Source organism: Alteromonas ulvae (genome assembly GCF_048987005.1).
Taxonomy (GTDB): Bacteria; Pseudomonadota; Gammaproteobacteria; order Enterobacterales; family Alteromonadaceae; genus Alteromonas.
Map to the genome: position 1 here is coordinate 886,573 of NZ_CP185261.1, position 25,313 is coordinate 911,885.

15 protein-coding genes are annotated in these 25,313 nt (G+C 44.1%); 12 read left to right on the plus strand and 3 right to left on the minus strand.

Going from position 1 to position 25,313, the window contains the following annotated elements; genetic code table 11:
• The first annotated feature begins 74 nt into the window (after positions 1-74).
• From ACOJR9_RS03935 to ACOJR9_RS03945, 3 genes are all read left to right on the plus strand, one after another.
• The gene (locus ACOJR9_RS03935; protein ID WP_420935080.1) at positions 75-974 is read left to right on the plus strand and encodes a fructose bisphosphate aldolase; all 900 of its coding nucleotides are present in this window, start codon (positions 75-77) and stop codon (positions 972-974) included.
• Between the two features lie 277 nt (positions 975-1,251).
• Positions 1,252-3,414 (plus strand): prolyl oligopeptidase family serine peptidase, encoded by a 2,163-nt coding sequence (locus ACOJR9_RS03940; RefSeq protein ID WP_420935081.1) that lies wholly within the window; start codon positions 1,252-1,254, stop codon positions 3,412-3,414.
• Between the two features lie 473 nt (positions 3,415-3,887).
• A complete protein-coding gene (locus tag ACOJR9_RS03945; protein WP_420935082.1) occupies positions 3,888-7,121 on the plus strand; it encodes a S41 family peptidase in 3,234 nt (1,077 codons plus the stop codon).
• 67 nt (positions 7,122-7,188) lie between these two features.
• Here ACOJR9_RS03945 and ppx read toward each other — a convergent pair whose 3' ends face one another.
• From ppx to ACOJR9_RS03960, 3 genes are all read right to left on the minus strand, one after another.
• A complete protein-coding gene (gene ppx, locus ACOJR9_RS03950; RefSeq protein ID WP_420935083.1) occupies positions 7,189-8,733 on the minus strand; it encodes an exopolyphosphatase in 1,545 nt (514 codons plus the stop codon).
• Between the two features lie 16 nt (positions 8,734-8,749).
• Positions 8,750-10,822 (minus strand): polyphosphate kinase 1, encoded by a 2,073-nt coding sequence (gene ppk1 / locus ACOJR9_RS03955; protein ID WP_420935084.1) that lies wholly within the window; start codon positions 10,820-10,822, stop codon positions 8,750-8,752.
• A gap of 106 nt (positions 10,823-10,928) precedes the next feature.
• Complete coding sequence (locus ACOJR9_RS03960; protein WP_420935085.1) at positions 10,929-11,435, minus strand: glycine cleavage system protein R; 507 nt, start codon at positions 11,433-11,435, stop codon at positions 10,929-10,931.
• A 235-nt stretch (positions 11,436-11,670) separates the two neighbouring features.
• Here ACOJR9_RS03960 and ACOJR9_RS03965 point away from each other — a divergent pair, with 235 nt between their 5' ends.
• The 9 genes from ACOJR9_RS03965 to ACOJR9_RS04005 all read left to right on the plus strand — a co-directional run bounded on the left by ACOJR9_RS03965 (position 11,671) and on the right by ACOJR9_RS04005 (position 25,274).
• Positions 11,671-13,839: an ABC transporter permease subunit gene (locus tag ACOJR9_RS03965; RefSeq protein ID WP_420935086.1), complete on the plus strand. Its 2,169-nt coding sequence runs from the start codon at positions 11,671-11,673 to the stop codon at positions 13,837-13,839.
• Complete coding sequence (gene pstA, locus ACOJR9_RS03970) at positions 13,832-15,484, plus strand: phosphate ABC transporter permease PstA (protein WP_420935087.1); 1,653 nt, start codon at positions 13,832-13,834, stop codon at positions 15,482-15,484. Before ACOJR9_RS03965 ends, pstA begins: the two co-directional genes overlap by 8 nt.
• A gap of 8 nt (positions 15,485-15,492) precedes the next feature.
• Entirely contained in the window at positions 15,493-16,299 is an 807-nt protein-coding gene (gene pstB, locus ACOJR9_RS03975; RefSeq protein ID WP_420935088.1) for a phosphate ABC transporter ATP-binding protein PstB, read from the plus strand.
• A gap of 104 nt (positions 16,300-16,403) precedes the next feature.
• Positions 16,404-17,120, plus strand: coding sequence for a phosphate signaling complex protein PhoU (gene phoU / locus ACOJR9_RS03980; protein ID WP_420935089.1), 717 nt, complete (start codon positions 16,404-16,406; stop codon positions 17,118-17,120).
• A gap of 321 nt (positions 17,121-17,441) precedes the next feature.
• Entirely contained in the window at positions 17,442-18,710 is a 1,269-nt protein-coding gene (locus ACOJR9_RS03985) for an inorganic phosphate transporter (RefSeq protein WP_420935090.1), read from the plus strand.
• A gap of 392 nt (positions 18,711-19,102) precedes the next feature.
• Positions 19,103-21,301 carry a TonB-dependent receptor family protein gene (locus ACOJR9_RS03990; protein WP_420935091.1) on the plus strand — a complete coding sequence of 733 codons (2,199 nt, stop codon included), beginning with the start codon at positions 19,103-19,105 and terminating at the stop codon, positions 21,299-21,301.
• A gap of 378 nt (positions 21,302-21,679) precedes the next feature.
• Positions 21,680-22,939: a sensor histidine kinase gene (locus tag ACOJR9_RS03995; RefSeq protein ID WP_420935092.1), complete on the plus strand. Its 1,260-nt coding sequence runs from the start codon at positions 21,680-21,682 to the stop codon at positions 22,937-22,939.
• Positions 22,936-23,568 carry a response regulator gene (locus ACOJR9_RS04000; protein ID WP_420935093.1) on the plus strand — a complete coding sequence of 211 codons (633 nt, stop codon included), beginning with the start codon at positions 22,936-22,938 and terminating at the stop codon, positions 23,566-23,568. The genes ACOJR9_RS03995 and ACOJR9_RS04000 overlap by 4 nt, the downstream gene beginning before the upstream one ends.
• Before the next feature lie 188 nt (positions 23,569-23,756).
• On the plus strand, positions 23,757-25,274 hold the full coding sequence (locus tag ACOJR9_RS04005) for an aldehyde dehydrogenase family protein (protein WP_420935094.1): 1,518 nt from the start codon (positions 23,757-23,759) through the stop codon (positions 25,272-25,274).
• The last annotated feature ends 39 nt before the right edge of the window (positions 25,275-25,313 follow it).

Below are 25,313 nucleotides of genomic sequence, written 5' to 3' on the forward strand. Positions count from 1 at the left end.
TGATGTTTGCTGACGAAATAACGATAAACCCTACAGCTGTCGTATAGGCAGAACAATATAAAAGGAGTGTTGCAATGGCATCACAAGCTCAGCAATCTATGCTGGATAAACTCAACACACAAATCGGTTTTATTGCAGCGTTAGACCAAAGCGGCGGCAGTACACCGAAAGCGCTACGTCTTTACGGCATTGAAGAGTCACAATACAGTTCAGACGAAGAAATGTTTAACCTTGTACACGATATGCGCACTCGTATTATTACTAGTGCACCTTTTAGTGGCGAGCGCGTTCTTGGCGCCATCTTGTTTGAAAACACCTTAGATAGAGAAATTGAAGGTTTGTCTACGGCTCATTACCTGTGGCAGAAAAAGCGTGTTATTCCCTTTTTGAAAGTAGACAAAGGGCTTCAAGAAGAAAGCGATGGCGTACAGCTCATGAAGCCGATGCCAGAACTAGATGCACTGCTAGCGAAGGCCGTGGCGCAAGACGTGTTTGGCACTAAAATGCGAAGCGTAGTAAAGCTAGCCAACCAGCAGGGTATCAAAGCCGTTGTAGAGCAGCAGTTCGAAGTAGGTAAGCAAATTCTTGCCGCAGGACTTGTGCCAATTATCGAGCCAGAGGTTGATATTCACAGCCCGCAGAAAGCCGAAGCTGAAGCACTCCTTAAGCTTGAGATCCTTACCCAGCTTAATTTGTTAAGTGAAGGGCAAGAGGTAATGTTAAAGCTGACGTTACCTGATCAAGCTAACTTCTACAAAGAGTTAGTAGACCACCCACGTGTACTTAAAGTTGTTGCATTATCTGGTGGTTACACTCGTAATGACGCTAATGCAAAACTGTCAGAAAACCAAGGCATGATCGCAAGCTTCTCTCGCGCACTTACCGAGGGTACCTCTGCCAAGCAGTCTAGAGAAGAATTTGAAGCACTGTTAGATACTGCAATTGACGGTATTTACACGGCATCTAAATCGTAGGTTAACACGCATAAAAGGTTTTGCTTTGTCGTTATAAGCACAGCTACACTGCAATTAGATACTATCAGAAGGAGAGCATAGCTCTCCTTCTTCGTTTTGAATATTTCGTCATCAGATGTCCTATCGTGCAATGCGTATCAATCACAATGTACATTTTATCGACTATATAGAGTGAGTGACCGCATATTTAGCCTAGCTTTTTCTTTACGGGGTGTGATTGCGCTAGTATGAATGTCTCACTAATCTAATCATTTAAAAGAAAAAGAATGGGGCATCAATGACAGAGAATCACCTACACCCACATCGCACCACAACAAAGAAATCATTTATCCCAAGCCGCATTTCGGCGGCCCTACTGCTTTTCACAAGTGCTTCGCTGCTGACTACTTTACTTCCAGCTACTAGCGTAGCGCAGGAGAATACAGCTACTAGTAACTCAGTGGTCACTGCGACAGAGACGCCAAATAAGGCAAACCACTTTGCGTCAGAAGATATTTTCAATCTGGAGTATGTAAGCGAAGCCCAAGTATCTCCCGATGGAAAGCAGGTGGTTTACGTGCGCCGCTCTAATGACATAATGTCAGACAGTACACGCGCAAATATTTGGCTTGCCAGTGCAGATGGTAGTAAGCACCGGCCTCTATTGTCGTCTAAGCATAACTTTTATTCTCCGCGCTGGTCTCCCGATGGAAAGCGTTTGGCGTACTTGTCGAACGAGGCAGGAAAGCCACAGTTGTATGTTCGCTGGATGGATACTGGGCAAACCGCCTTAGTGACTAACGTCACCTCATCGCCCAATGACATAACGTGGTCGCCTGATGGCAAGCACATTGCGTTTACTATGAGCGTCGATGCAGAAGAAAAACCGCTAAAAGTCAATATGCCTAAAAAGCCGAAAGGGGCTAACTGGTCACCAAGTTTTGAATATATTACGAAAGCAAGATATCAGGCCGACGGAAGAGGCGTGTTAGAACCTGCCTATACCCACATATTTGTGGTGCCATTTGAAGGTGGTACTGCAAGACAGCTTACCTCTGGTGACTATCACCACCGCGGTAGCTTAAGTTTTTCAAGCGACGCAACTAAGATTTACTTCTCTGCCAATCGAAGCAGCAACTGGGAATACGAGCCAATAGAAGCGGATATTTATACGGTAGACATGCAGGGGCATATTGAGCAACTAACCAGTTTTAAAGGTCGCGAAGCGTCACCGGTTGTATCGCCTAATGGTAAATATGTTGCTTACGAACGCCGTAGTGATGAAAAAGTCATGTATAAAAACAGCTATTTGTATGTGATGAATGCCGATGGAACGGAACACAAGAACCTGACTGAAACGATTGATAACGCGGTGTCTAACTTTGTCTGGAAAGATAACAAAAACATCTACTTTCAGCAATCGGTGAGAGGTTTAGCGCAAGTCGACAGTGTGTCCCTGATGGGTAAAGTAACGAATAAAGCCAATGGGTTAGGAGGTACTACGTTAGGTAGACCATACGTATTTGCCACTTATCATGCTGCGGGTGATGTAATTGCCTACACAAAAGGGGCAACCGACAGACCTGCCGATCTCTTTGTTACCAAGGGTGATGAGCGTCAACTGACTTCACTGAATGAAGATGTGCTTGGCCATAAAACGCTAGGTGAGGTGAAGGAAATTGTGTACAACTCATCAATAGATGGAGAAGAGATACAAGGCTGGTATATTCTTCCGCCAGATTACGACAGCAGCAAAACTTACCCACTTATTTTAGAAATTCATGGCGGTCCAAATTTAGCCTATGGCCCGGTGTTCACCGCAGAGTTACAGCGAATGGCGGCTGAGGGGTATGTGGTGTTTTATGATAATCATCGAGGCAGCACTGGCTACGGAGAGCGTTTTGCCTTGTTACTTCAGGGCAAGTACAGTTCAGAGTATGATTTTTCCGACCACATGTCGGGTGTGGATGCGCTGATTGAAAAAGGCATTGCCGATCCTGAGAAACTTTATATTACCGGTGGTTCAGCGGGGGGAATTGCATCTGCGTATGCCATTGGACTCACCGACAGATTTAAAGCTGCCGTAGTGGCAAAGCCTGTTATTAATTGGCTGTCTAAAGTACTTACCGCTGACTCTGGGCTTTATCAAATACCGTTTCAGTTTCCTGGCAAGCCGTGGGATAACGTAGAGCATTATTGGAAGCGCTCGCCACTGTCGCTAGTGGGGAATGTGACTACACCTACAATGCTTATCACCGGAGTGGATGATAAACGTACTCCTATGTCTGAAACGGAGCAGTTTTACCAAGCGCTAAAAATTCAGAAAGTGGATACGGTATTAGTCAAGGTACCTGAATCATCTCACGGTATAGCAGCGAAGCCGTCGCGAATGATCGCAAAGGTAGAGAATATTTTAGCGTGGTTTAAAAAGTACAGCGATGCTAATAAGACTACTATGTAGTTGCTCTGTAAATAAATACAGTGCTAGAGACTAGTAGTATCAACTCGTGTGTGATTAGAAAATGCTGATTACTAGAGGGGTGTTTATAACCAACATTTACATGAAAATAAGTTGGGTAGCACCGCGCGTTGCCCAATCGTTGTTTGTAAGTGACCCCTTTTTTTCTACTTTACTGGATGTCAAACCAAATATGCCCCGTTTGAATAAACAAGATCCGCCTTTTAACGATAATGCTAATTGGATGTTAACGCGGCTTGAACTAATACAACGCTGAGTGGCTGATGAATACACAATGTAGAGAAAAGCGTTGCTTTTACTATCTCGGTCACAGTTGCAAAAATATCATGCTGAGAAAGTTGCATTCTTTAATCAATAAATTTCTTGTCTATTTTTTGTCCGGTTAACATTGTACAGTATGAAGTTAATAAACAGACAGCCTTCTGTTAGCTCATATTTACAAGGAACTGCGGCTTATGAAGCTCATGCTCAGTATCGCTATACTTCAACTCACCGTGTTATCTACCTACTTAAATGCCCAAGAAACGCGATTGTTACGGCAGCCAGCAGTAAGTGAGCAGCACATTGCGTTTACTCATGCAGGTGATATTTGGTTAACGGATTTGAATGGTCAAAACAGTCAACGCCTAACCAGTACCGCCGCGGTAGAGAGTCACCCTCAGTTTTCGCCAGATGGTCGGCATATTGCCTTCTCATCTAACCGCTCAGGGACTGACTCTGTTTATGTAATGCCCACGGTAGGCGGTCAGGCAAAACGACTGACATGGCATGCTTCAGGCGGCTCGGTACGGGGGTGGACTGTAGACGGTAAACAGGTGTTGTTCACGTCGGGGAGAGACACTGCACCACGCCCTATCAATCGGTTATGGACGGTTCCTGCCGCTGGTGGGCCGGCGAAATTGGCACTGAAGCAGTGGGCGTTTAACGGCGATTATTCTGATGATGGCAAGCATTTGGTCATAGACCGAATGGCGCGGTGGGATACAGAATGGCGCAATTATCGTGGTGGGCAAAATACTCCCTTGGTTATTGTCGATTTGAAAAGCCTTCAGGAGACAATGATTAGCAATGACTCGACCATCGATGTAGAGCCTGTATGGGTAGGTGACAAAATCTATTTCCTTTCTGATAGAGACTGGGTCTCAAATGTTTGGGAATATTCAGTAAAGCGCAAAGAGCTGAAACAGATAACCGAATTTAAAAGCGCCGATATTAAGCAATTAGCCAGTAATGGTAAGGTATTAATATTCGAACAAAATGGAGATTTGCATCGTTACGACATAGCGTCTGAAACTACCCAGAAACTCTCAATCAGTTTAGTTGGTGATTTTCCTTGGGCAGAAACCAAATGGCAAAATGTCAGCGACAAAGCGCAGGCGGCTTCTTTATCGCCCACAGGGAAGCGTGTATTAATGGCAGCACGCGGTGAAGTTTTCACCATTCCGGCAGAAAACGGTAGTGTGCGCAATATTACCCAAAGTTCAGGTGCAGCCGACAGAGCCCCAATTTGGTCACCTAAGGGCGATCAAATTGCATGGTTTTCTGATCATCAAGAGCAAGGCTATCAATTAATGTTGCAAGACCAAGATGGTATATCGCCTGTCAAGGCAATGTCGATCGGAGAGTCAAAAATGGCGTGGGAGCCTACCTGGTCGCCTGACGGACGCTATATTGCATTTGTGGATGACGACGTCCGCATTCGTATTATTGAGCTAGCTACCCAACGTCTTAAAACGATCGACGTAGGAGGCACCAACCTTGAGCGAGGATATAACGACCTGACATGGTCACCTGATTCAGGTGCGTTGGCTTATGTAAAAACCGCTGAAAATGGTTTTCAGCAAATTAAAGTGTATACCCTAGATAGTGAGCAGACCCATTTCCTAACCAATAAGTTTGCCAATTCTTTATCCCCTGCATGGGACCAAAATGGTCACTATTTGTATTTTCTTGCGAGTACCGATTATGGATTGAATAGTGGTTGGGCGAATACCAGTGCCATGTCTTCCAAACCGGAATATGCCCCCTACTTGGTTAGCTTGGTAGCTGGGCAAGTGTCACCGTTTGCGCCTAAGAGTGATGAAGAAGAAACTAACGCCGCTACGCAAAGTGACGATGAAGTCACAGAGGATAAAAAGGAAGACAAAGATAACAACGTTGAAATTGATTTTACGAATATAGAACGACGTATATTGCCCCTCCCAATGCCAGCCGGGCCCTATGATTTTGTATTGAGTGCGGGGAAAGGTGAAGCGTTCTTTGCAACGGCAGAAGACGAACAAATAGCCCTGATAAAATTTAACCTGGAAAAAAGAAAATCCGCTCCTTTTGTTGATGGCATTGAGTCAGCGAGTATTTCGGCAGATTTTAAAAAACTATTGCTAAAAAAAGGTAAAAGCTGGTTTGTTGTTGATGCCAGCGGTGAAGAGGCAAAGCTTGAAGAGCCGTTAAAAGTAGAGCTGATGATGAATCTTGATCGGAAAAAAGAATGGCGCCAAATGTTTGTTGAGGCGTGGCGTTACCAGCGAGATTATTTTTATGATAAAAATATGCATGGCCGTGACTGGAACGAGGTGTTTAGCCGTTACGAGCCATTGGTAAACCATGTAAAGCATCGCGCTGATTTGACCTATTTACTTGATATGGTAAACGGCGAATTATCCGTAGGGCACAGTTTTGTTTTTGGCGGCGATTACCCAGAAACGGAAAAGTCAGTGGCAGGACTATTGGGGGCCGATTTTATTGCTAAGCGGGGGCGTTGGCAGCTTTCACGCATATTTACCGCTGAAAGTTGGAATCCCGACTTAAAAGGGCCACTTGACCAGCCAGGGCTAAATGTTACGGAGGGCCAGTTTTTACTCGGTATTAATGGCAAAGAGCTTACCAGCGCAGATAACCTCTATCGATATTTAGATGGCACCTTAGATCAGCAAACAGTACTGCATGTGAGTGATTCAACTGATTTTGCCGATGCGAGAGAAGTGATTGTTAAACCAATTAGCAACGAGCGCGGTATTCGTCAACGTGCGTGGGTAGAGGATAATCGTCGATTAGTAGATAAATTATCCGACGGCAAACTTGCCTATGTTTGGGTTCCTAATACCTCGAATCAAGGGTTTGTGTCTTTCAATCGTTATTATTTTGCTCAGCAAGATAAACAGGGCGCAGTGATTGATGAACGCTTCAACGGCGGTGGTTTACTCGACGACTATATGGTCGACCTTATGAAGCGTGAGTTGCGTGCAGCGCTCACAAATGAAGTCCCCAATGGCAAGCCTATGCTTTTACCCGCGGGTATCAAAGGACCTAAAGTGTTGTTGATAAATGAACTTGCGGGTTCGGGTGGTGACTATTTTCCATGGGCCTTTCGCCAGCAAAAAGTCGGTAAACTCATAGGCGCTCGAACTTGGGGAGGTTTAGTAAAATCTTCTGTCCACTACAATTTGGTCGATGGAGGCGGGCTAACCGCACCGGACAATGCCGTTTTTGACCCAATCAATAACGAATGGGTGGGAGAAAATAAGGGAATTGCTCCGGATATACCCGTTTATCAAAATGCTCTTGCACTATCAAAAGGCGAAGATCCTCAATTACAAAGAGCGGTGAAAGAATTGCTTATGCAGTTGAAACAATTGCCTCCTAAATCTATTAAGCCGCCAGTGTTTTCGACTCCGGTGAGTGACAGCTGATTTCCTGCGTCTTACGTTTTAAATCAAGTAAGTAGCTAGTATTTCCGCTAGCTACTTTCTACTTCAGCTAGAATGCCAGTGAGTTATTAATCGATAGCGTTAAGTCTAGTGCTTGCCAATGCTGGCTCTCACTGGCTAAATCAGCAGATAAGATAGGCTTTTCTTCAAGCCAACCATCTGGAAAGCCCAACAATAGAGATGATTGGGTAACCTCAACCGTCATGTCTGGCAAGAATTGCTCTTGGCGTTTTATGTTAAGTAATGCACCAAGTCGCAATAATGCAATAAGACGCTTCACGGCGTAGCCGTCGAATAGATTAAAATTAGGCAAGTCGCTAATGCGGATCTTCTTGCGGTGAAAACGCACTAATGTGGCTAATAAAAGCTGCTGCTCTTGAGTAAAGCCGGGCATATCAACGTTAGCAAGAATGTAGGCACTGTGACGCTGCACACCCCGGGAATTTATCTGAATGCCTACCTCGTGAAGCAGCGCTGCCCAACCCAGCATGTTCTTAAAGTCTTGGCCTTTTAATTTCCACGCCTTTTCTGCTTTTCGTAGTAGCATTAACGAGGTGTTTAACACCATGGTTGCTTGAGCAGTATCAACGTCGTAACGGGTTGCTAGGCTACTTGCCGTTCTTCCGCGAATATCGGCGTGATGCAGCTCGTCTTCCATTTGGTAAAGCACACCTTCACGCAATGCCGCAGGAGAGTACACAAGTGCTTTAATATTTAAAGCCTTAAACACTGCAATCAAAATAGCAATACCACCGGCTATTACTACACGGCGATCTTCGCTTAAATTGGGAAAGTCCAGCTTATCAACATGCCCCGCATCAATGAATTGGTCCATCAGGCTACGCAAAGCTTTCAGCGTAACAGGAATGTCGTGTTCGTTGGTTTTATCTTGCTGACATAAAATAAATAGAGAGCGAATAGTCCCCGAGGTGCCAACGCACTGCACCCAACCCAGTTTACGGTATTTGCCGTCTATCATCTCAAGCTCTTGAGCGGCATTGGTAATTGCCTTATTAAACGCACTGCGTTTGAGTTCGCCGTTTGCAAAGAATTTCTGAGTATAACTCACGCACCCCATTTGCAAACTTCTACAAAGTAGGGGGGTAAAACCTTTACCAATAACAAACTCTGTTGACCCACCACCGATATCAACCACCAGCTGTTGGCCATCGGCATGATTGGTATGGGCAACGCCAGAATATATTAAACGAGCCTCTTCCACTCCCGAAATAACTTCAATCGGGTAGGGCAGTACGTCTCTTGCTGCACGAATGAATTGCCGAGCATTCTTCGCTTTACGCAAGGTGTGCGTAGCCACAATACGGACTGAATCTGGTTCGAAGCCTTTTAAACTTTCAGCAATGACTTTGAGCATGGCAAGTCCACGTTCCATGGCATCATCAGACAAAATATTGTCATTGCCGAGCCCCTCGGCAAGTCGTACTTTTTGTTTTACTCGATGAAGAATTTGAACGGAACCCGCTACAATTCTTGCCACTACAAGGTGAAAGCTATTTGAGCCAATATCTAGCGCGGCAACTTTACTTACTTCCCGGGACTCTACACCGTCAAAGATGGATTCATGCTCAGTCATTAGTGATTAGGTTATCCTACAGGTTGTCTTCAAGTTGTTTGAGGTAGTCGTATATCTCTATTTGAGAGCGTACCTTTCTGCGGTTACCGCGCAGCACATAATTATTCGTCTGCTCAGAGTTGATAACGCGCGCTTTCAGCGTATCATTAAACTGTAGCTCCATAATATCAACAATGCGCTGCTGCAAGGTTCTATCGTAAACTGGGCAGCCCACTTCTATACGATTGTCCATGTTGCGTGTCATCCAATCGGCAGAAGAGATAAAGACTTTACGGTCGCCGCCGCCTTCAAAAATCATCACCCGAGGGTGTTCTAAGAATCTGTCGACGATGGAAATGATTTCTATGTTGTCGCTTACCCCTTTTATCCCCGGATTTAAAGAGCACATTCCCCTTACAATACCGCGAATTTCAACTCCAGCTTGACTGGCTCTGTACAAATCGTCAATGAGCTCTTTATCAACAAGATTGTTAATTTTAAACGTTATTTTTGCCTTTTGCCCTTGGTTTAAATGCTGTATCTCCTGACGAATTAACGACTGGATTTTGGTTCTAGAATTTAGCGGCGAAATTTGTAAATGCTGAAATTTGTAACGGCGGTATGGGTATTGAATAAGATCAAATACTGCTACGCCTTCGTCGGCTAGTTCTTGGTTGCGCGTAAACAAGCTATAGTCTGTGTATATCTTAGCGGTCTTCTCATTGAAGTTGCCGGTACCAAAATGAGCGTAATTAACTAAATTTCCACGTTCTTCCCGCGTGACAATACACAGCTTCGAGTGAATCTTGAGAGTAGGTACCCCAAGTACAACGCGAATTCCCGCCTCGGTCATTCGTTTGGACCATTCAATATTAGCCTCCTCGTCGAAACGAGCGCGTATTTCTACCACCACGGTCACTTTTTTACCATTGTCCACCGCGTCAATGAGTGAGTTGATGATACGAGAGTTACTCGCCACTCGGTAAATATTGATGCGTATGGTACGAACATTGGGGTCAAAGGCAGCCTGACGCAAAAATTCAGTGAAATGCAAAAAACGATGATAAGGGTAATGCAGCAAAATATCGTTAGCAGTAATGGCATCAAATACAGTGTTGTGTTGCGAAAACGCTTTGCTATCAATAGCCGGCAGCGGCGTATGTTCAAGGTATTCTCGGCCCACGTTGGGGAAGCCAATAAAGTCTTTAAAGTTACGATAGTGTCCCGCAGCGTGCATGGTATCAAGCTTTGTAATTTTAAGGCGCTTGCGCAGGTCTTGCATCATATCGTCTGGCATGTCGGTGTCATAAATAACCCGAACCGGCTCAGCAATAAGGCGTTGCTTCATGCTCTCAGACATCTTTTCAACGTAACTTTCATCTATTTCGTCGTTGATAGAATACTCGGCGTCCCGAGTCATCTTAAATGAAAATGACTCTATTTCGTCAAACTTGATAAAGCCTCGAAAAATATCTTCAAGGCAAAGCTGAATCATGTCGTCGAGCATAATAATATGCTTTTTCTTTCTACTTTTTTCTGGCGGAATAAGCATAAAGCGAGACATTTCAGTGGTAGGAACCTGAATGACTGCGAATCGTGTGCTTTTTTCTTTTCTTCTAAGGGCTACATATAAATAAACAGAAGTGCCGTTTAGCCGTTTTAGCAAATCTGTTTTTTTATCAATAATAATAGGCGCAATGTGACGCAGCACTTTATTCACAAAAAAGTTGCGAACCCATTGCTGCTGATAGTCATTCAAGTCGTTTTTTCGAAGTATATAAATATGGTATCGAGCTAGCCCTTTTACGACTTCTTTATGAATTTTATCGAATTTTTCTGAAAGCTGAACGACCTTTTTTTGAATCTGCTCCATCAGTGCTGTCTGACGTTCAGCCTCTTCATCGTTACCGTCGTTTTGTGCGATTGTGATCTGTCGTTTTACGCCCGCCGCCCTCACGCGGTAAAATTCATCGAGGTTGTTTGAGTAAATACCTAAAAAGCGTATACGTTCAACGGCTGGGGTGTTTTGATCGGCGGCTTCCTGCAACACGCGTTCGTTAAATGCTAACCAACTCAGTTCCGCAGGATAATATAAAACGTTGTTATCCATAATTTCTCATTTATGATCCACAAAATGGTCAAAGGCTGTCATCTATTAATTACACTTTGATGACAAGGCAATGCTTGGCAATCGGTGAAACGGTGTATTCTTCACATTAATGCGTTGCGGTGATGTCAACAACTAGATCATTAGCCAGAGCTTCAAGAGCATCTTGTAATGCGCCATCGTCAAATTTTGCTGGTACACCAATTTCTGCTTTAGCTTTAAAAATTAAACTGCCCCAGTTAGGCGCACTTTCACAATGTGAAGCAAAGGTAAGTATGTTGAGGTTGAACTGATTAAGAACATTGGTAAGCTCTTGTACTATACCCGGTTTATCGTTACCCATTACTTCAACGGTATACTTAACCACGTTAGTTTCTTGGGAACCAAGTGCCGCTACATGTTGAACGGTGATATCAGGTAACGCTTCAATAGCGTCTATTAAAGGCTGTTTTCCTTCTGCACTTACCTGCACTTCAACAAACCCTGTGAATAAACCCGCCATATGCGCAAAGCTTGAACCCAACCAGTTCCCTTTATGTGCATAGATACATTTCGCAAGCGCATCGACTAACCCAGGCTTGTCTTGCCCCATTATGTTTATAACTATTGATTGCATGCAAAACTCCTTGATGGATGGGTGCGAAATACGCTGGTCGTACTTCTGCTGGTTATTAACGTGTGTGCTAGTGCTCAATGATGGTTAATGGCTGTCAACAGGTAGTGTAAAACAGATTGCACGGAAAATTTTAGCTTGCTATTAGCATAACAAAACTTACACTGCTCACCAGTGCAATTTACTCCAAATTCTTCGCTAAAGAAGCGTTTTTAATATATAAATACTAAAAAGTAGAATGACTCTCGACACCGACAGCATAAATAGTAAACGTCAACGAACTGACAGAAGGGCTCGTTTTTTGGTGACGGGTTTCGGCGGTCTCGTTTTACTGACGCTGGTCGTTCTAGTTTCCCACCTCATAAGCCAAGCAATTCCTCTTACCTACACGCCTACTCTTAAGCTGGTTGCTCATGTAACCGTACCCAATAGTGAATCTATTATTAGCACGGGTGATATTTTTAACGGCCAACCGCTGTTGGCAAAAAAAACAAACTGCCAATTAGGGCTACTTGCTTTTTCTGAGGGCGCTCTTAAGAATACGCAAGATTATACAAAGCCTTGTGAGCACACGCTTTCGGCTATGAGCGTGATGGGTGAAAATTTCATTATTGATATTTCTCCGGCTGGGCAGGTGCGTCTTATTCCCGTGCGTACTTATAGTGCGGACCAAATTTTGGATGAAAAAGCGATACAAAATACCCCGCCTAATACTATTGCGTTTGCGCTTCCCAAACAGATTTGGCAGGGGCAAAAGCAATGGCAAATTCAATTATCCAATCAGTGGGTAGTGACACAAGTTACCCTTGACAGCGGTGTTTTTGTGCGCTGGGTTAATCGGAAAGCGCCTACCACCTTCATCGACAAGCATTTCTCGGATGTAAATCATATAACGCTGATGCCAGGCAGTGAAAGTTTACTGCTGCATAAAAATGACGGTATTTATCTTAATCGACTTCATGATAAAACAAGCGCATCAGACCCGTTTATCAGTAATGTGCCCTACGAAGGCGGTGTGTCATTGGTATTCCCCTTGGCCAAGCAGCGCTCATTCTTTTTGCACAATAACGACACCAATGTATTAGCGCGGTGGGTATTGAGTAAAGGAAGTGAGGGCTTACATTTTCAAAAAACATATGCAATTGTGTTAAGCGATGGTGAGGTAACGCTAGATATTGCGGAGCATGCCAGCATGAATATGATTTCGGTGCTAACGAGTCACAACAGGCTATTGCTGATCAACCGAATTACGGGAGAAATAATAAGCTCTCGTCAAAGTGAAAAGGCTATTTCTGATATTGACTGGCATGGCGATGCGTTAATAGGAAGAAGCAGCAACACGGTAACAGCATGGCAGGGCAAGTACTTAAGCGGCATTACTACGTGGTCATCGTTGTTCGAGCCTCAGCACTATGAGGGCTACGATACAGAGGAAACTGTATGGCAAACCACTAGTGCATCAGACTACCAAGAAGCTAAATTCAGTTTAACTCCGCTAATGATTGGTAGTTTTAAAGCTTCTTTGCTGGCTCTGGTCATTGCTATTCCCGTTGCCATTGGTGCGGCCATTTATACTGCTTACTTTGCAAAAGCGAGACTGCGTCACTTGTTGAAGCCCTCCATTGAGATGCTAGAAGCGATCCCCAGCGTGCTCATTGGCTTCATTGCTGCTATCTGGTTATCGCCCAAGGCAGAGCAGTTTCTATTTTCCGTTGCGTTTTTTATGGTCTTTGTGCCAATTGCGCTTATCATCGTGTCGCTGTTTCAGCGCCAAGTGGCACACTACCTACCAAAGCGGATTCGCCATGGCAGCGAGTTAGTGTTTGCATTACTCGGTACTTTCCTACTTGCTTTTGTCAGCGTGGAGTTTGCGCCCCAGTTTATTTTTTCTATTATGGGCGTTGATGGTTTTGCTTTGTTGGCGTCGGGGTCAGATAGTCCAATAGGCAAAACCACCATTGTGGTTGCCATTGCGCTCGGTATCGCAATTTCGCCCAGTATTTATTCTTTGGCGGAAGACGCCATTAACGGTGTGCCCGAGGAATTGAAAAATGCTTCTTTTGCGTTAGGAGCAACCCGCCTTCAAACGCTGATGCATGTGGTGTTGCACGTTTCGCTGCCGGGCATTATTGCCGCCATAATGCTGGGTTTTGGACGGGCTTTTGGTGAAACAATGATTGTTTTAATGGTAACGGGTAATACCCCCATATCTAGCTGGGGCCTTATTGAAGGTTTGAGAGCGTTAACCGCTAATTTAGCCATTGAACTACCTGAAGCTGACGTTTCATCGGCACACTATCAAATTCTCTTTTTTACCGCCTGTATCTTGTTTGCATTCACCTTCGTGGTAAATACTATAGCTGAGGTGTTGCGTCAGCGACTGGGAAGGAGGAGAGAGCATGGCTAAGCTTCGCCTTTCTGGCTTAAATGCGGTGCAGCGTCAGTCGTTGGTGATTAGTTTAACCGCCTTTTTTACCGGCCTATTGGTGATTGCCCTTATCAGTGTACTTGTGCTGATCACAGCAAGGGGAGGTGCTTACTTTTGGCCGAAACCCATATACAGTGTTACGCTTGATAGCGAAGCTGATTCTGCATCTACCTCTGAATTTACTCCTACGTCTTATTCGGAAATTGATCCAGTAAATGCTACTCACCAGGTTTTATCTACAGAGGCGGGACTGCAGTCTGTTACTCTGTTGGCCAACGTATTCGATGATGAAGCTAAATTGGTGGTACGGCTCAAGTATACCGATGCGCTAAATCCATACGGGGCTCAACTATTAGTCGATCGCGAGCGTATAAAGCACATTGAGTTAGCCAAAAACAGCGCCGAGATAAAGCTTAATGACGGACGGCAGATAATGGCTGTACCTGAAAATGTAGTGACGCCAGAGGGAGTGAATATTCCGCTGGCTAAATTACCACAGATTATGGAATCAGTAGCCCTTATCTCAGATGAAATTACAAAGTTAAACAAACAGTTTTTAGCGCCCATTCACGAATCGCTTTCTCGTTTTGATAATAGAGATGTAGCAGAGGATGCGCCGGCACGAGAAAAGCTAATAGCTCAGTTCAATCTTCACCAACAGCGGGTTCGTACACTTGAAACCCAACGAGATCAATACAAGCTCGCAGTGAGTTTTGCCGACGGTCAGCCCTTTAGTATTCCGATATTCACAATTCAAAGCGTCGATTTTGTTAGTCGATTGACAGGATTTGAAAAGTGGCAGGTGGTCATTGGTGAAGTGTTTGTGTTTCTCACTGAGTCGCCTAAACAAGCCAATACGTCTGGCGGTGTTTTTCCTGCGTTATTTGGTACTGTGTTAATGGTGTTCATTATGACCATTATCGTGACTCCATTTGGCGTTATGGCGGCCATCTATCTCAGCGAGTATGCACCAAACACAGCATTAACCACTATTATTCGAGTAAGTGTAAGCAATATGGCCGGTGTGCCATCAATTGTGTATGGCGTGTTTGGTCTTGGTTTCTTTGTGTACACCCTTGGCGGCAGTATAGACAGCTTCTTTTTCAGTGATGCGCTGCCTGCGCCAACCATGGGTAGCCCAGGTATATTTTGGGCGGCATTAACCATGGCAATACTCACACTTCCTGTTGTTATTGTTGCTACCGAAGAAGGGCTAAGACGAGTGCCTGAAGGACTAAAAGCGGGCAGTTATGCACTGGGTGCCACTAAAATTGAAACTATTGTACGCACTATACTACCCATTGCTTCGCCCGGAATTATGACCGGCGTTATATTGGCTATTGCTAGAGCAGCAGGTGAGGTTGCGCCGCTCATGTTGGTGGGGGCCGTCAAATTTGCGCCTGCCTTACCTATCGATAGTGAGTTTCCATTTCTCCATCTCGATAGACAGTTTATGCATCTTGGCGTATTAATTTACGACAGTGCTTTTCACAGTCAAACCGATGCGAAAAGTGCCTCCATGATGTTTGCCGCTTGCTTGCTATTGCTAGTGGTTGTTTTTGTACTCAATATTTTAGCGGTACTACTTAGAACACGCTTACGTAAACGGTATTTAAAAGGGTAAACGCTGTCATGTTAAAGTTGTTCAAACATAATATACAGCCCGTTAGTGAATTAGCGAGCGCTCAGACAGCGGTTGAGGTAAAAAATCTCAACTTATGGTTTGGTGAAAAGCATGTCTTAAAAGATATCACTATGCGGATCCCGAAAAACAAAGTGACGGCGCTAATCGGTCAAAGCGGGTGCGGTAAATCGACATTAATAAACTGCTTTAATCGTTTGAACGATCTGTACGACGGCTGTCAGTACACGGGTGAAGTTATTATTGATGGGAAAAACATCAACAGTAAAAAAACTAACGTATCGCGACTAAGAGCCAAAGTGGGGATGGTGTTTCAGCGCCCAAATCCATTCCCCATGAGTATTTACGAAAACGTGTGCTACGGGTTGAAGCTTCAAGGTGTGCGTGTAAGAAGGAATTTAGACGATGCGGTAGAGAGCGCATTAAAGCAAGCCGCACTGTGGGATGAAGTGAAAGACCGATTATTTGAGCCTGCAATGACCTTATCGGGTGGTCAGCAGCAGCGGTTAGTTATTGCGCGCGCTTTATCTTTAAAGCCTGAAGTGTTGTTACTGGACGAGCCAACCTCTGCCCTTGATCCTCTTACTACGCTTTTCATTGAGGAGCTAATGGAGTCACTGAAAAAGCAATGTACGATAGTTATTGTTACTCACAATATGCAGCAAGCTGCTCGCGTTAGCGACTACACAGCGTTTTTTCATCAAGGTAAATTGGTGGAGTATACCGATAGCGACACACTTTTCACCATGCCTGATAAAAAGCAGACAGAAGATTACATCACGGGTCGGTATGGCTAAGAACGGCTTTTTTATTCCCGTTAGCCGTATATGCAAAGGCGGGCTACCTTTATGAACTACCTGTTTTGCTTGTGCTACATTTGCTGTTCACTGGAGTTACTATAATGCGTCAAGTTGCTTTAAATAATCATATTTCGGGTACGTTTAACGTTGAATTAGAAAACCTGCGTAACTCCGTGTTGACCATGGGAGGCGAAGTAGAGCAGCAAATGGTCGATACGCTTTATGCCATTAAGCACAACCATGCGGCTATTGCTGAAAAAGTAGTGTTGAACGACCTAAAAATAAATTCAATGGAGATTCAGATAGATGAAGAGTGCCTGAGAATTATTGCTAAGCGGCACCCAACAGCAAGTGATCTGCGATTGATCATGACCATTTCTAAAGCCATTACTGACATTGAGCGTATGGGAGACGAAATAGAACGCATTGCCAAGTTGGTAACACGGAACAAGCTACCTTCCTCTGATACGATAAAAAGCAGTATGGTTAAGATAGGCGAACAAGTTATCGATATGATGCGTGGCACTTTTGATGCTTTCGCGCGACAAGATGAAGCAGCAGCACTTGAAGTTTATCGTCAAGACAATCAAATAGACAGTGAATACAAACGCTTAATAACATACACCACGTCTGAGATGGAAAAAATCACCGAAGATATGCAGGATTGGCTCGACGTACTTTGGGCATTGCGTTCACTTGAGCGTATAGGCGATAGATGTAAAAACGTTTGCGAGTATGTTGTATACCTCACTCGAGGAACCGATGTACGTCATACCTCTCTAGAAAGCATACATCAGAAGATAGAAGATCTGACTTAAATAATTCGCAGATGTCGCTATAAGGCACGCATGACGTGGCATAGCGTATATTTTGAAATATAGTTGTCATAAAAATGAAACATTTGATTGAATTATCAGCGTCGAGATATACTTTTGCCGAATTTCGATGATTTTCGCTATGGCTTCGAAGATGATTACGTTATCATGCGCCGGAGCCGAGGACGGGTCGTGCAAAAAACGAACATTTTGCTAAAACAAAATCTGTCTTTAACATCACACTTGAGCCTATTTGGCTCAGGGAATTGCTACACAGTGAAGTAGCGTAAAGCCCAAATCGCATTAGCTCGGGAGCGATACTTAGTGGATTTTTTTGAAAGTTATGGCCTAATTCTAATTCTTCTTGCCGCTGGTGTAGGTTTCATCATGGCGTGGGGAATTGGTGCCAACGATGTTGCCAATGCCATGGGGACATCAGTAGGGTCGAAAGCATTAACAATAAAACAAGCAATCTTTATTGCGATGATATTTGAGTTCGCTGGTGCATACCTAGCTGGTGGAGAAGTAACTTCCACCATACGCAAAGGAATTATCGACTCAAGCTTCTTTGTTGACATACCCGAATTGCTCGTGTTGGGCATGATATCCTCGCTATTAGCTGCGGGTATTTGGTTGGCTGTGGCGTCTTGGCTAGGTTGGCCTGTATCAACAACGCATTCCATCATTGGCGCGATTATCGGTTTTACTGCAGCTGGCGTAAGTATGGACGCGGTGTCGTGGGATAAAGTGGCTGGTATTGTAGGGAGTTGGGTAATTACGCCCGCTATTTCTGGTGTCATTGCTTACTTAATTTTTATGAGTGCGCACAAACTCATATTCCAAACGGCCTCACCTTTTGAGAGCGCTAAGCGTTATGTTCCATTTTACATGGCGCTAGCGGGCTTTGTCATGTCACTCGTTACCATTAAAAAAGGGCTCAAGCACGTTGGCTTAGAAATGAGCGCAGTGAATGGATATATCCTTGCTGTTGTTATCGCAGTGTTATTAGGCGTTTTAGGTAAGTGGTACATTAGCCGCATGAAATTTAGCGGCTCTGAAGATGCAGATTTGCAGGCGGCAAATGTAGAGAAAGTGTTTGCCCTGCTAATGGTCGTCACGGCGTGTTGTATGGCTTTCGCCCATGGCTCAAATGATGTAGCTAACGCTATTGGACCATTGGCCGCAGTAGTGAGTGTAGTTAGCAGTGGCGGCGAAATTAATGCAAACGCCAAACTAGCAGTGTGGATCTTACCGCTTGGTGGTTTAGGAATTGTTGCTGGTTTAGCGCTATTTGGCCATCGAGTAATAAAGACCATAGGGCAGGGGATTACCCACCTTACGCCTAGTCGTGGTTTCGCTGCGGAATTAGCAGCAGCCTGTACCGTTGTCATTGCGTCAGGCACAGGTCTACCTATTTCTACCACGCAAACACTTGTTGGCGCAGTGCTTGGTGTAGGTCTAGCAAGAGGTGTCTCTGCACTTAACCTTGGAATTGTAAGAAATATTGTAGTGTCTTGGGTTGTTACTTTACCCGCGGGCGCAATTCTTTCAATTATTTCGTTCTACATATTAAGAGCATCATTTGGGGTGTAAAGCCATAACAGCATTACGCTAGCAAAGTTACACCGCAGAGTTTACGTAAATAGCGAAAGCACGGCAATTATTGATGTTGGTGTGAATGTAGAACACTAAAAAAAAGCCGCGATAAGTGAAAAACTTATCGCGGCTTTTTTTGTATCTAGGTCTCACCACTTAAGGTCTTATTATACATAACCAAGGCCCTAGTTATCGCTCGCGGGCATCTTGTGATGAAGAGGGCGTTTATCAGCTCTTTCGTTGGCCTAATTCAACACGTTAACACGACATGGGAATATGTAGTGCTACCAAAAAATGAGTATTCCTAGTACTTAAGGAGGAGTTTTATTAGGAGGCGATTAACATACTCTTAACAGACTAATCATATGTAAGTTACCAGAGTAAATAGAATGCACTTCAAAAGAAAAGTCCTTAACACCGCCATCTTCTCTGCGTTTTTCTCAATAGTATCTCCGTCTTACGCCGATGATGCGGAAAAACAGAACGATTCTTCAGAAATCAGCGATGTTGAGATTGTTACGGTTTACGGTATTTTACCGCAGCAAACAGACAGCCTTGCTGGCTCGTTTTCAATTATTGATGAAGCAGAACTAGCGCAGCGTCGTCCTATTTCAAACTTAGAGAGAATGCGACTGATACCGGGCATAAATATAGTGGCTGATGGCAGTATGGGATTCGATACTAATATTGGTTTTAGGGGGCAAAATCCCAGAAGAAGTGCTAAAGCAATGATCATGGAAGACGGTGTACCACTTCAACTTGCACCCTACACTGACCCTGTCGTTCACTATACAACGCCGACGCCTGTCGTCAGCAGAATAGAAGTGATAAGAGGCGCCGGGCAAATATTATATGGTCCTCAAACGCTCGGCGGCGCAATAAACTTTGTAACAAAAGCGGTTCCCAGATCCAACGGTGTTCAGGGCGAAGTGAGTGCCGCCGTGGGCAATCAAAGCCAGCAATTGCTGAACGGAAGTGTTGGGTTTGGCAACGAACAGGGGGGCTTTGCTATAGATTTTTTACAGCATAAAGGTGACGGTATCTTTACTAATAGTGAGTTCAACATAAAAGATTATCGTATAAAGGGCGAGTTTGACATTTCCGAACGCCAGACGCTAGGTATCAAATTTGTTCATACCAACGACAGTCGAAATCAAACGGAAAATTATCTTACTTCTGATGAATACGCGCAAGACCCCTTTACGCATCCTACTGCCGACATCGATCAATGGCAGCAGGATAGAGACGTAGTGCAAATTAAGCACGATTTTAGGGTTAGTGACAACTTTGCTCTGCGCACTAGTGCGTACTATACGGAAAGCTTTCGCAATGGCCTAAGAGGCAGTAATAGCGGTAGAGAGGTGAACGGTCAATTTGAATCCCGTCTGCGTAACTGTGATGCGGTAGGTGATACCAATGATGACGGTAATCTAACAATATCTGATTTGGGGAATACCGACATTGATGTATGCGGTGGTCGTCATGCACCTCGTCAATATTACACTACTGGGATCGAGTCTCGCGCCGATTTTAGCCACACACTTTTTGGTTATGAAAGTGAGAGTATTATCGGTATTCGCTATCACGAGGAAAGTGCACATCGCCAGCAAGTTTTTGCGACAAATCGTTCAGAAAGACTCGATTACGAATTAGCACTTGCCAATGATTCAGCAGATACCCGTGAAGGAACATTTTTAGACGCAGAGGCAGTGTCTTATTTCGCTCAAAATACGCTTCATGTGGGGGAGTGGGCGATTTCGCCGGGTTTTAGAGTAGAAGACGTTACATCAACTGATGAGGACGAGTTTACAGGCAATATTGAAACATTAAGTTTTACTCAGTTCTTGCCAAGTTTAGGTGTTTCTTGGTCAGGCATTCGCGATACCACCTTCTTTGCGGGTCTACACGCTGGAATCTCGCCAGCAAGGGCAGATCGAGAGTTTACTGACGAAGGTGGTCGCGCTGAGCCAGAGGAAAGCACACTATTTGAACTAGGGATTAGAAGCGATTACTTTACGGGTATCTGGGCATCAGCAACATTTTTTCATAATGATATATCTAATACTATCGTGGATTTGGGGGCAACGTTTGAAAATAGCGGTGAAAGTGAGCAGCAGGGTTTTGAGTTTGCGTCGAGAGTAGACTTTAAAGATATTATGAAGACTACTAATAATTTTTATGTTTCTGCCGCCTATACAAATATCTGGACAGCACGTTATGAGAAAGCGAGACGTTCAGAAGACAACGGTAATAGAATGCAGTACGCCCCTGAGCACTTATTAAATTTAGACGTAGGCTATGAGCATACCAGTGGTTTTAGTGCCCGAATTGGGTTGCAGCATGTGAGTGAGCAGTTTGTTGATGATAGCAACACAACGATAGAAAATGGCAGTGGTACAGAGGGGATCATCCCCAGTTACACTGTATGGAGTGGTACCTTGAACTACGGCGTCAAAAATACGGGTGTTTCATTGTTTGCGACTGTAGAAAATATGTTTGATAGAGAATATTTGGTAAGTCGCAATGAAGGAAAGTTAGCAGGTCGTGAACGTTTGTTTATGGCTGGTATCAGTTATGTTTTTCAATAAAATTGGCGCAGATGTCTTTAACATGTAGTTGAACGTTTCTGCTTCTTGCAAAACAGTGCAACATACAATGTTGCGCTTTTTTCCCTTGTTGCATTCACAAAGACTTCAGTATTCCCAACTTCTAAACTGCGTTGTGCACGCGCTTATGATATGTGAACACAGTCTTTCTTAGCATCAATTAAGTTTCCGACATCACAATTCAAGATACAATTTTTACGAGGTTTCTTTCACGTTAAAAGACGGTTGATATTGACATTAGATAGATGTTGGTTTTTCAATCCTACTTCGGTATGAGAAAAACAGCGCTAGTGCAGGATGTGTTTTCGTTGATAGGTTCGCTAGCATTAGGAAGAGTGCAGAAAGCTAACTGGAGCAGCAATGTCGGGAATCACAAAAATATCTCATGCTATCGTGGCCGTGTTTATTGGTTGCTTTCTGGCGTTTTCGTTTCTGGTTTATTTTCAAATTAAGCAAAATATTGTTGACGAAACCACCAGTGCACTTAATCAAGTTCGTAAAATGATAGCTCTGAATATTTCAGAGTCAGATGTGAAAAGCATCGTAGCGCAAAGTCCTCACTTATCTACTCGCTATGTTACGGGGCGACTAACCATCGAACCGTCTGCGCAGAATAGGGGGCAAGACATTGATTATGCTGCCCCTGTGTTTATTCCTATTAGCGAAAACCGATACTTGATGGTGAGGTCGCATGAGGATGCAGAGTTAATTCAGAATCTAAACCTGTTTTATTTGGTTGCAGGCTTATTTTTTGTCACGTTTGTACTGTTACTGCTTACGCTGCGTTTGGCGATTCGCCAGCGTCTTGTTCCGCTTAATCAGCTAGCGAAAGCTTTACAGGAGCTGAGCGAAGGAAAGACAACGGGAGTCGTCCACTACTCCGATATTCCTGAAATGAATCAAGTGATCAATCAGTTTCAAAAACTACAGCAGGCGCTCGAACAAAAAGACAAGCAATTGATTAAAATTGATCAGCAATTGGCTTTATTGCAAGAGCAAGAAAGAAGTTACTTAGCCAGAGAGCTACACGACAATGTCGGGCAGTTGTTAACCACAATAAAGGCGCACGCCTATATATTAGAGAATGCGAAAGAGCCCACGATGCTTGCGCTGTCAGCGCAAAAGGTACAGCAAATATCTCATCAAATAAGTGGTGCAATTCGCAAACTCACTGTGCATTTACATCCTCTTGTTCTTGACCGCGTCTCCTTACAAGCCTCTCTTGAGCGTTTAGTACATGAGCAAGAACTCGCCTTACCAAATACAGACTGGAATATTTCAATCAACCTCACTCACTACGACGAGGAGCAAGAACGGGATATACATATTTATCGGTTTGTTCAAGAGGCGATTAATAACATTGTTAAACACGCAAGAGCGACTGGTGTTCATATTAATATATACGGCGATAAGTCTCGGTTAAGCATTACTATAAAAGACAACGGTCTTGGGCTGGGTTCACATACTGTTGAAAATATCGGTATGTCATCAATGCGCAGCCGAGCTAGATGTATTGGCGCAACGTGCGAAGTGTTGTCACCCTCGTCGGGAGGGGTTGATGTTCGGCTCTCGTTGTCTATGAGAGCGCAGTCTGACTGCTTTGATGCAATCGTTGCATGAATATTCTCATTGTAGATGATCACGCTGTCGTGCGAGAAGGCTACAAAGCCTTACTCAACGCCATGCTCCCTAGCGTCGATATTCTCGACGCTGAAAATGGATCCCAATCGAAAGCAATTTTAGCTAAAACACGTATAGATATTCTCATTTTAGATATCAATCTTGCAAATGAAAGTGGGCTTGTTCTGGCCCCTGAATTTTTATCAAAGCAGCCTGATCTCAAAATCATTTTCTTCAGCATGTTTGAAGATTGTGTGATTTTACAGCGAGCAATGCAAACGGGTGCCATGGGGTATATCAGTAAAAGTAGTTCCCCAGATACACTTATCTCGGCCATTAAAGTTGTTGCGAAAGGCCAAAAGTATATTGAGCGAACAGTTGCAGTTAGTTTTGCCAATCAATTGCTCGACACTAATATTGATCTTGCTACAAAGTTAACTAAACGAGAGCTTGAGATTTTTATCGCAACGGCAATGAAAAAATCGCGTTTTGTTATCGCTGAAGAGTTAGGCGTATCTTCTAAAACCGTGTCGAATGCCCTGACCGTAATCAAACGAAAACTCAAGGCATCCCCCTCTGAATTTCCCGATATTGCTCATAAACACGGTTACCTCGGCAAAGCCAGATAAATAGAGCGTTTGAAGCGCTTTTTAAGGGAGGAGGTTACATAGCACAACAAGGTATTCCCCTCCTAAAGTATGAGTCATTTGGGCCTATGGAATTATGGTGAATGCGCAATAAAAGTACGATTATCAGTACACACGACAAACCACAGAGAAAGTGCGTTGCATGCACTACATATCCAAAGGGTACTATTATGATTTATGCAAAACCTGGAACGGAAGGTTCGGTAGTTAGCTTTAAAGAACGCTATGGTAATTTTATTAACGGTGAATGGGTAGCGCCTGTAAAAGGTGAATATTTTACTAACACATCGCCTGTCGATGGCAGTGATATTACGCAAATTCCAAGGTCTACCGCTGAAGATGTTGAGTTGGCACTTGATGCAGCTCATGCTGCAAAGCAGGGTTGGGCAGACATGTCCGTCGCTGAACGCTCAAATATTCTTTTAAAAATTGCAGACCGTATAGAGGAAAATCTCGAGTTATTGGCCGTTGCAGAAACATGGGACAACGGAAAAGCAGTTCGAGAAACCCTCAATGCTGATATTCCGCTGTGTGCCGACCATTATCGTTACTATGCCGGCTGTATCCGCAGTCAAGAGGGTACCATTGGCGAAATAGACAAGAATACAGTAGCTTATCATTACCATGAGCCTTACGGCGTGGTGGGTCAAATTATTCCGTGGAACTTCCCTCTTTTGATGGCTGCTTGGAAACTGGCACCGGCGCTTGTCACCGGTAATGTAGTCATTTTGAAACCAGCAGAACAAACCCCCGTTTCTATTTTAGTTTTCGCTGAACTGATTCAAGATTTATTGCCACCAGGCGTATTGAATATCGTTAATGGCTACGGCAGCGAAGCCGGGCAAGCATTAGCAACGAGCACGCGTATTGCGAAAATTGCCTTTACGGGTTCAACCCCCATCGGTGAGCATATTCTTCGTTGTGCAGCAGAGAACTTAATTCCTTCTACGGTAGAGCTTGGCGGAAAGTCACCCAATATATTCTTTGCGGACATTATGAATCATGAACCTGAATTCATCGATAAATGTGCGGAAGGTTTAGTATTGGGTTACTTTAATCAGGGCGAAGTGTGTACGTGTCCTTCGCGAGCGATTATTCAAGAAGACATTTACGACGCGTTTATGGAGAAAGTGATTGAGAAAATCCATAAAATCAAACGCGGCGACCCCCTTGATACCGAGACCATGGTAGGCGCGCAGGCATCAAACGAACAATTTGAAAAGATCCTCAAATATATCGACATAGGTAAAGCTGAGGGTGCAGAAGTAGTAACAGGTGGAGAGAAAGAGCAATTATCTGGTTTTGACAACGGCTATTACATCCAGCCGACAATACTAAAAGGTCAAAACCACATGCGTGTGTTCCAGGAAGAGATTTTCGGGCCGGTTATTGCGGTGCAAACATTCAAAACGGAAGAAGAAGCCATTGAAATTGCTAACAATACCAGCTTTGGCCTAGGCGCTGGCGTGTGGAGTCGTGACACTAATGTGGCTTTCCGCGTAGGGCGTGCTATTCAGTCCGGTCGAGTGTGGATGAACTGCTACCACTTATATCCTGCTCATGCTGCTTTTGGTGGTTACAAAAAGTCTGGTATCGGTCGTGAAACGCACAAAATGATGCTTGATCACTATCAACAGACCAAAAACCTCTTAGTAAGCTATGACATTAATCCACTTGGTTTCTTCTAATTAAGTGAGAGGGGCAGTGCATAGTACTGCCCTATTTTT

What these genes read in the sequence shown, in the direction of transcription:
- ACOJR9_RS03935 (WP_420935080.1), top strand. Translation starts at nt 75, where the DNA reads ATGGCATCACAAGCTCAGCAATCTATGCTGGATAAACTCAACACACAA.
- ACOJR9_RS03940 (WP_420935081.1), top strand. Translation starts at nt 1,252, where the DNA reads ATGACAGAGAATCACCTACACCCACATCGCACCACAACAAAGAAATCA.
- ACOJR9_RS03945 (WP_420935082.1), top strand. Translation starts at nt 3,888, where the DNA reads ATGAAGCTCATGCTCAGTATCGCTATACTTCAACTCACCGTGTTATCT.
- ppx (WP_420935083.1), bottom strand. Translation starts at nt 8,733, where the DNA reads ATGACTGAGCATGAATCCATCTTTGACGGTGTAGAGTCCCGGGAAGTA.
- ppk1 (WP_420935084.1), bottom strand. Translation starts at nt 10,822, where the DNA reads ATGGATAACAACGTTTTATATTATCCTGCGGAACTGAGTTGGTTAGCA.
- ACOJR9_RS03960 (WP_420935085.1), bottom strand. Translation starts at nt 11,435, where the DNA reads ATGCAATCAATAGTTATAAACATAATGGGGCAAGACAAGCCTGGGTTA.
- ACOJR9_RS03965 (WP_420935086.1), top strand. Translation starts at nt 11,671, where the DNA reads ATGACTCTCGACACCGACAGCATAAATAGTAAACGTCAACGAACTGAC.
- pstA (WP_420935087.1), top strand. Translation starts at nt 13,832, where the DNA reads ATGGCTAAGCTTCGCCTTTCTGGCTTAAATGCGGTGCAGCGTCAGTCG.
- pstB (WP_420935088.1), top strand. Translation starts at nt 15,493, where the DNA reads ATGTTAAAGTTGTTCAAACATAATATACAGCCCGTTAGTGAATTAGCG.
- phoU (WP_420935089.1), top strand. Translation starts at nt 16,404, where the DNA reads ATGCGTCAAGTTGCTTTAAATAATCATATTTCGGGTACGTTTAACGTT.
- ACOJR9_RS03990 (WP_420935091.1), top strand. Translation starts at nt 19,103, where the DNA reads ATGCACTTCAAAAGAAAAGTCCTTAACACCGCCATCTTCTCTGCGTTT.
- ACOJR9_RS03995 (WP_420935092.1), top strand. Translation starts at nt 21,680, where the DNA reads ATGTCGGGAATCACAAAAATATCTCATGCTATCGTGGCCGTGTTTATT.
- ACOJR9_RS04000 (WP_420935093.1), top strand. Translation starts at nt 22,936, where the DNA reads ATGAATATTCTCATTGTAGATGATCACGCTGTCGTGCGAGAAGGCTAC.
- ACOJR9_RS04005 (WP_420935094.1), top strand. Translation starts at nt 23,757, where the DNA reads ATGATTTATGCAAAACCTGGAACGGAAGGTTCGGTAGTTAGCTTTAAA.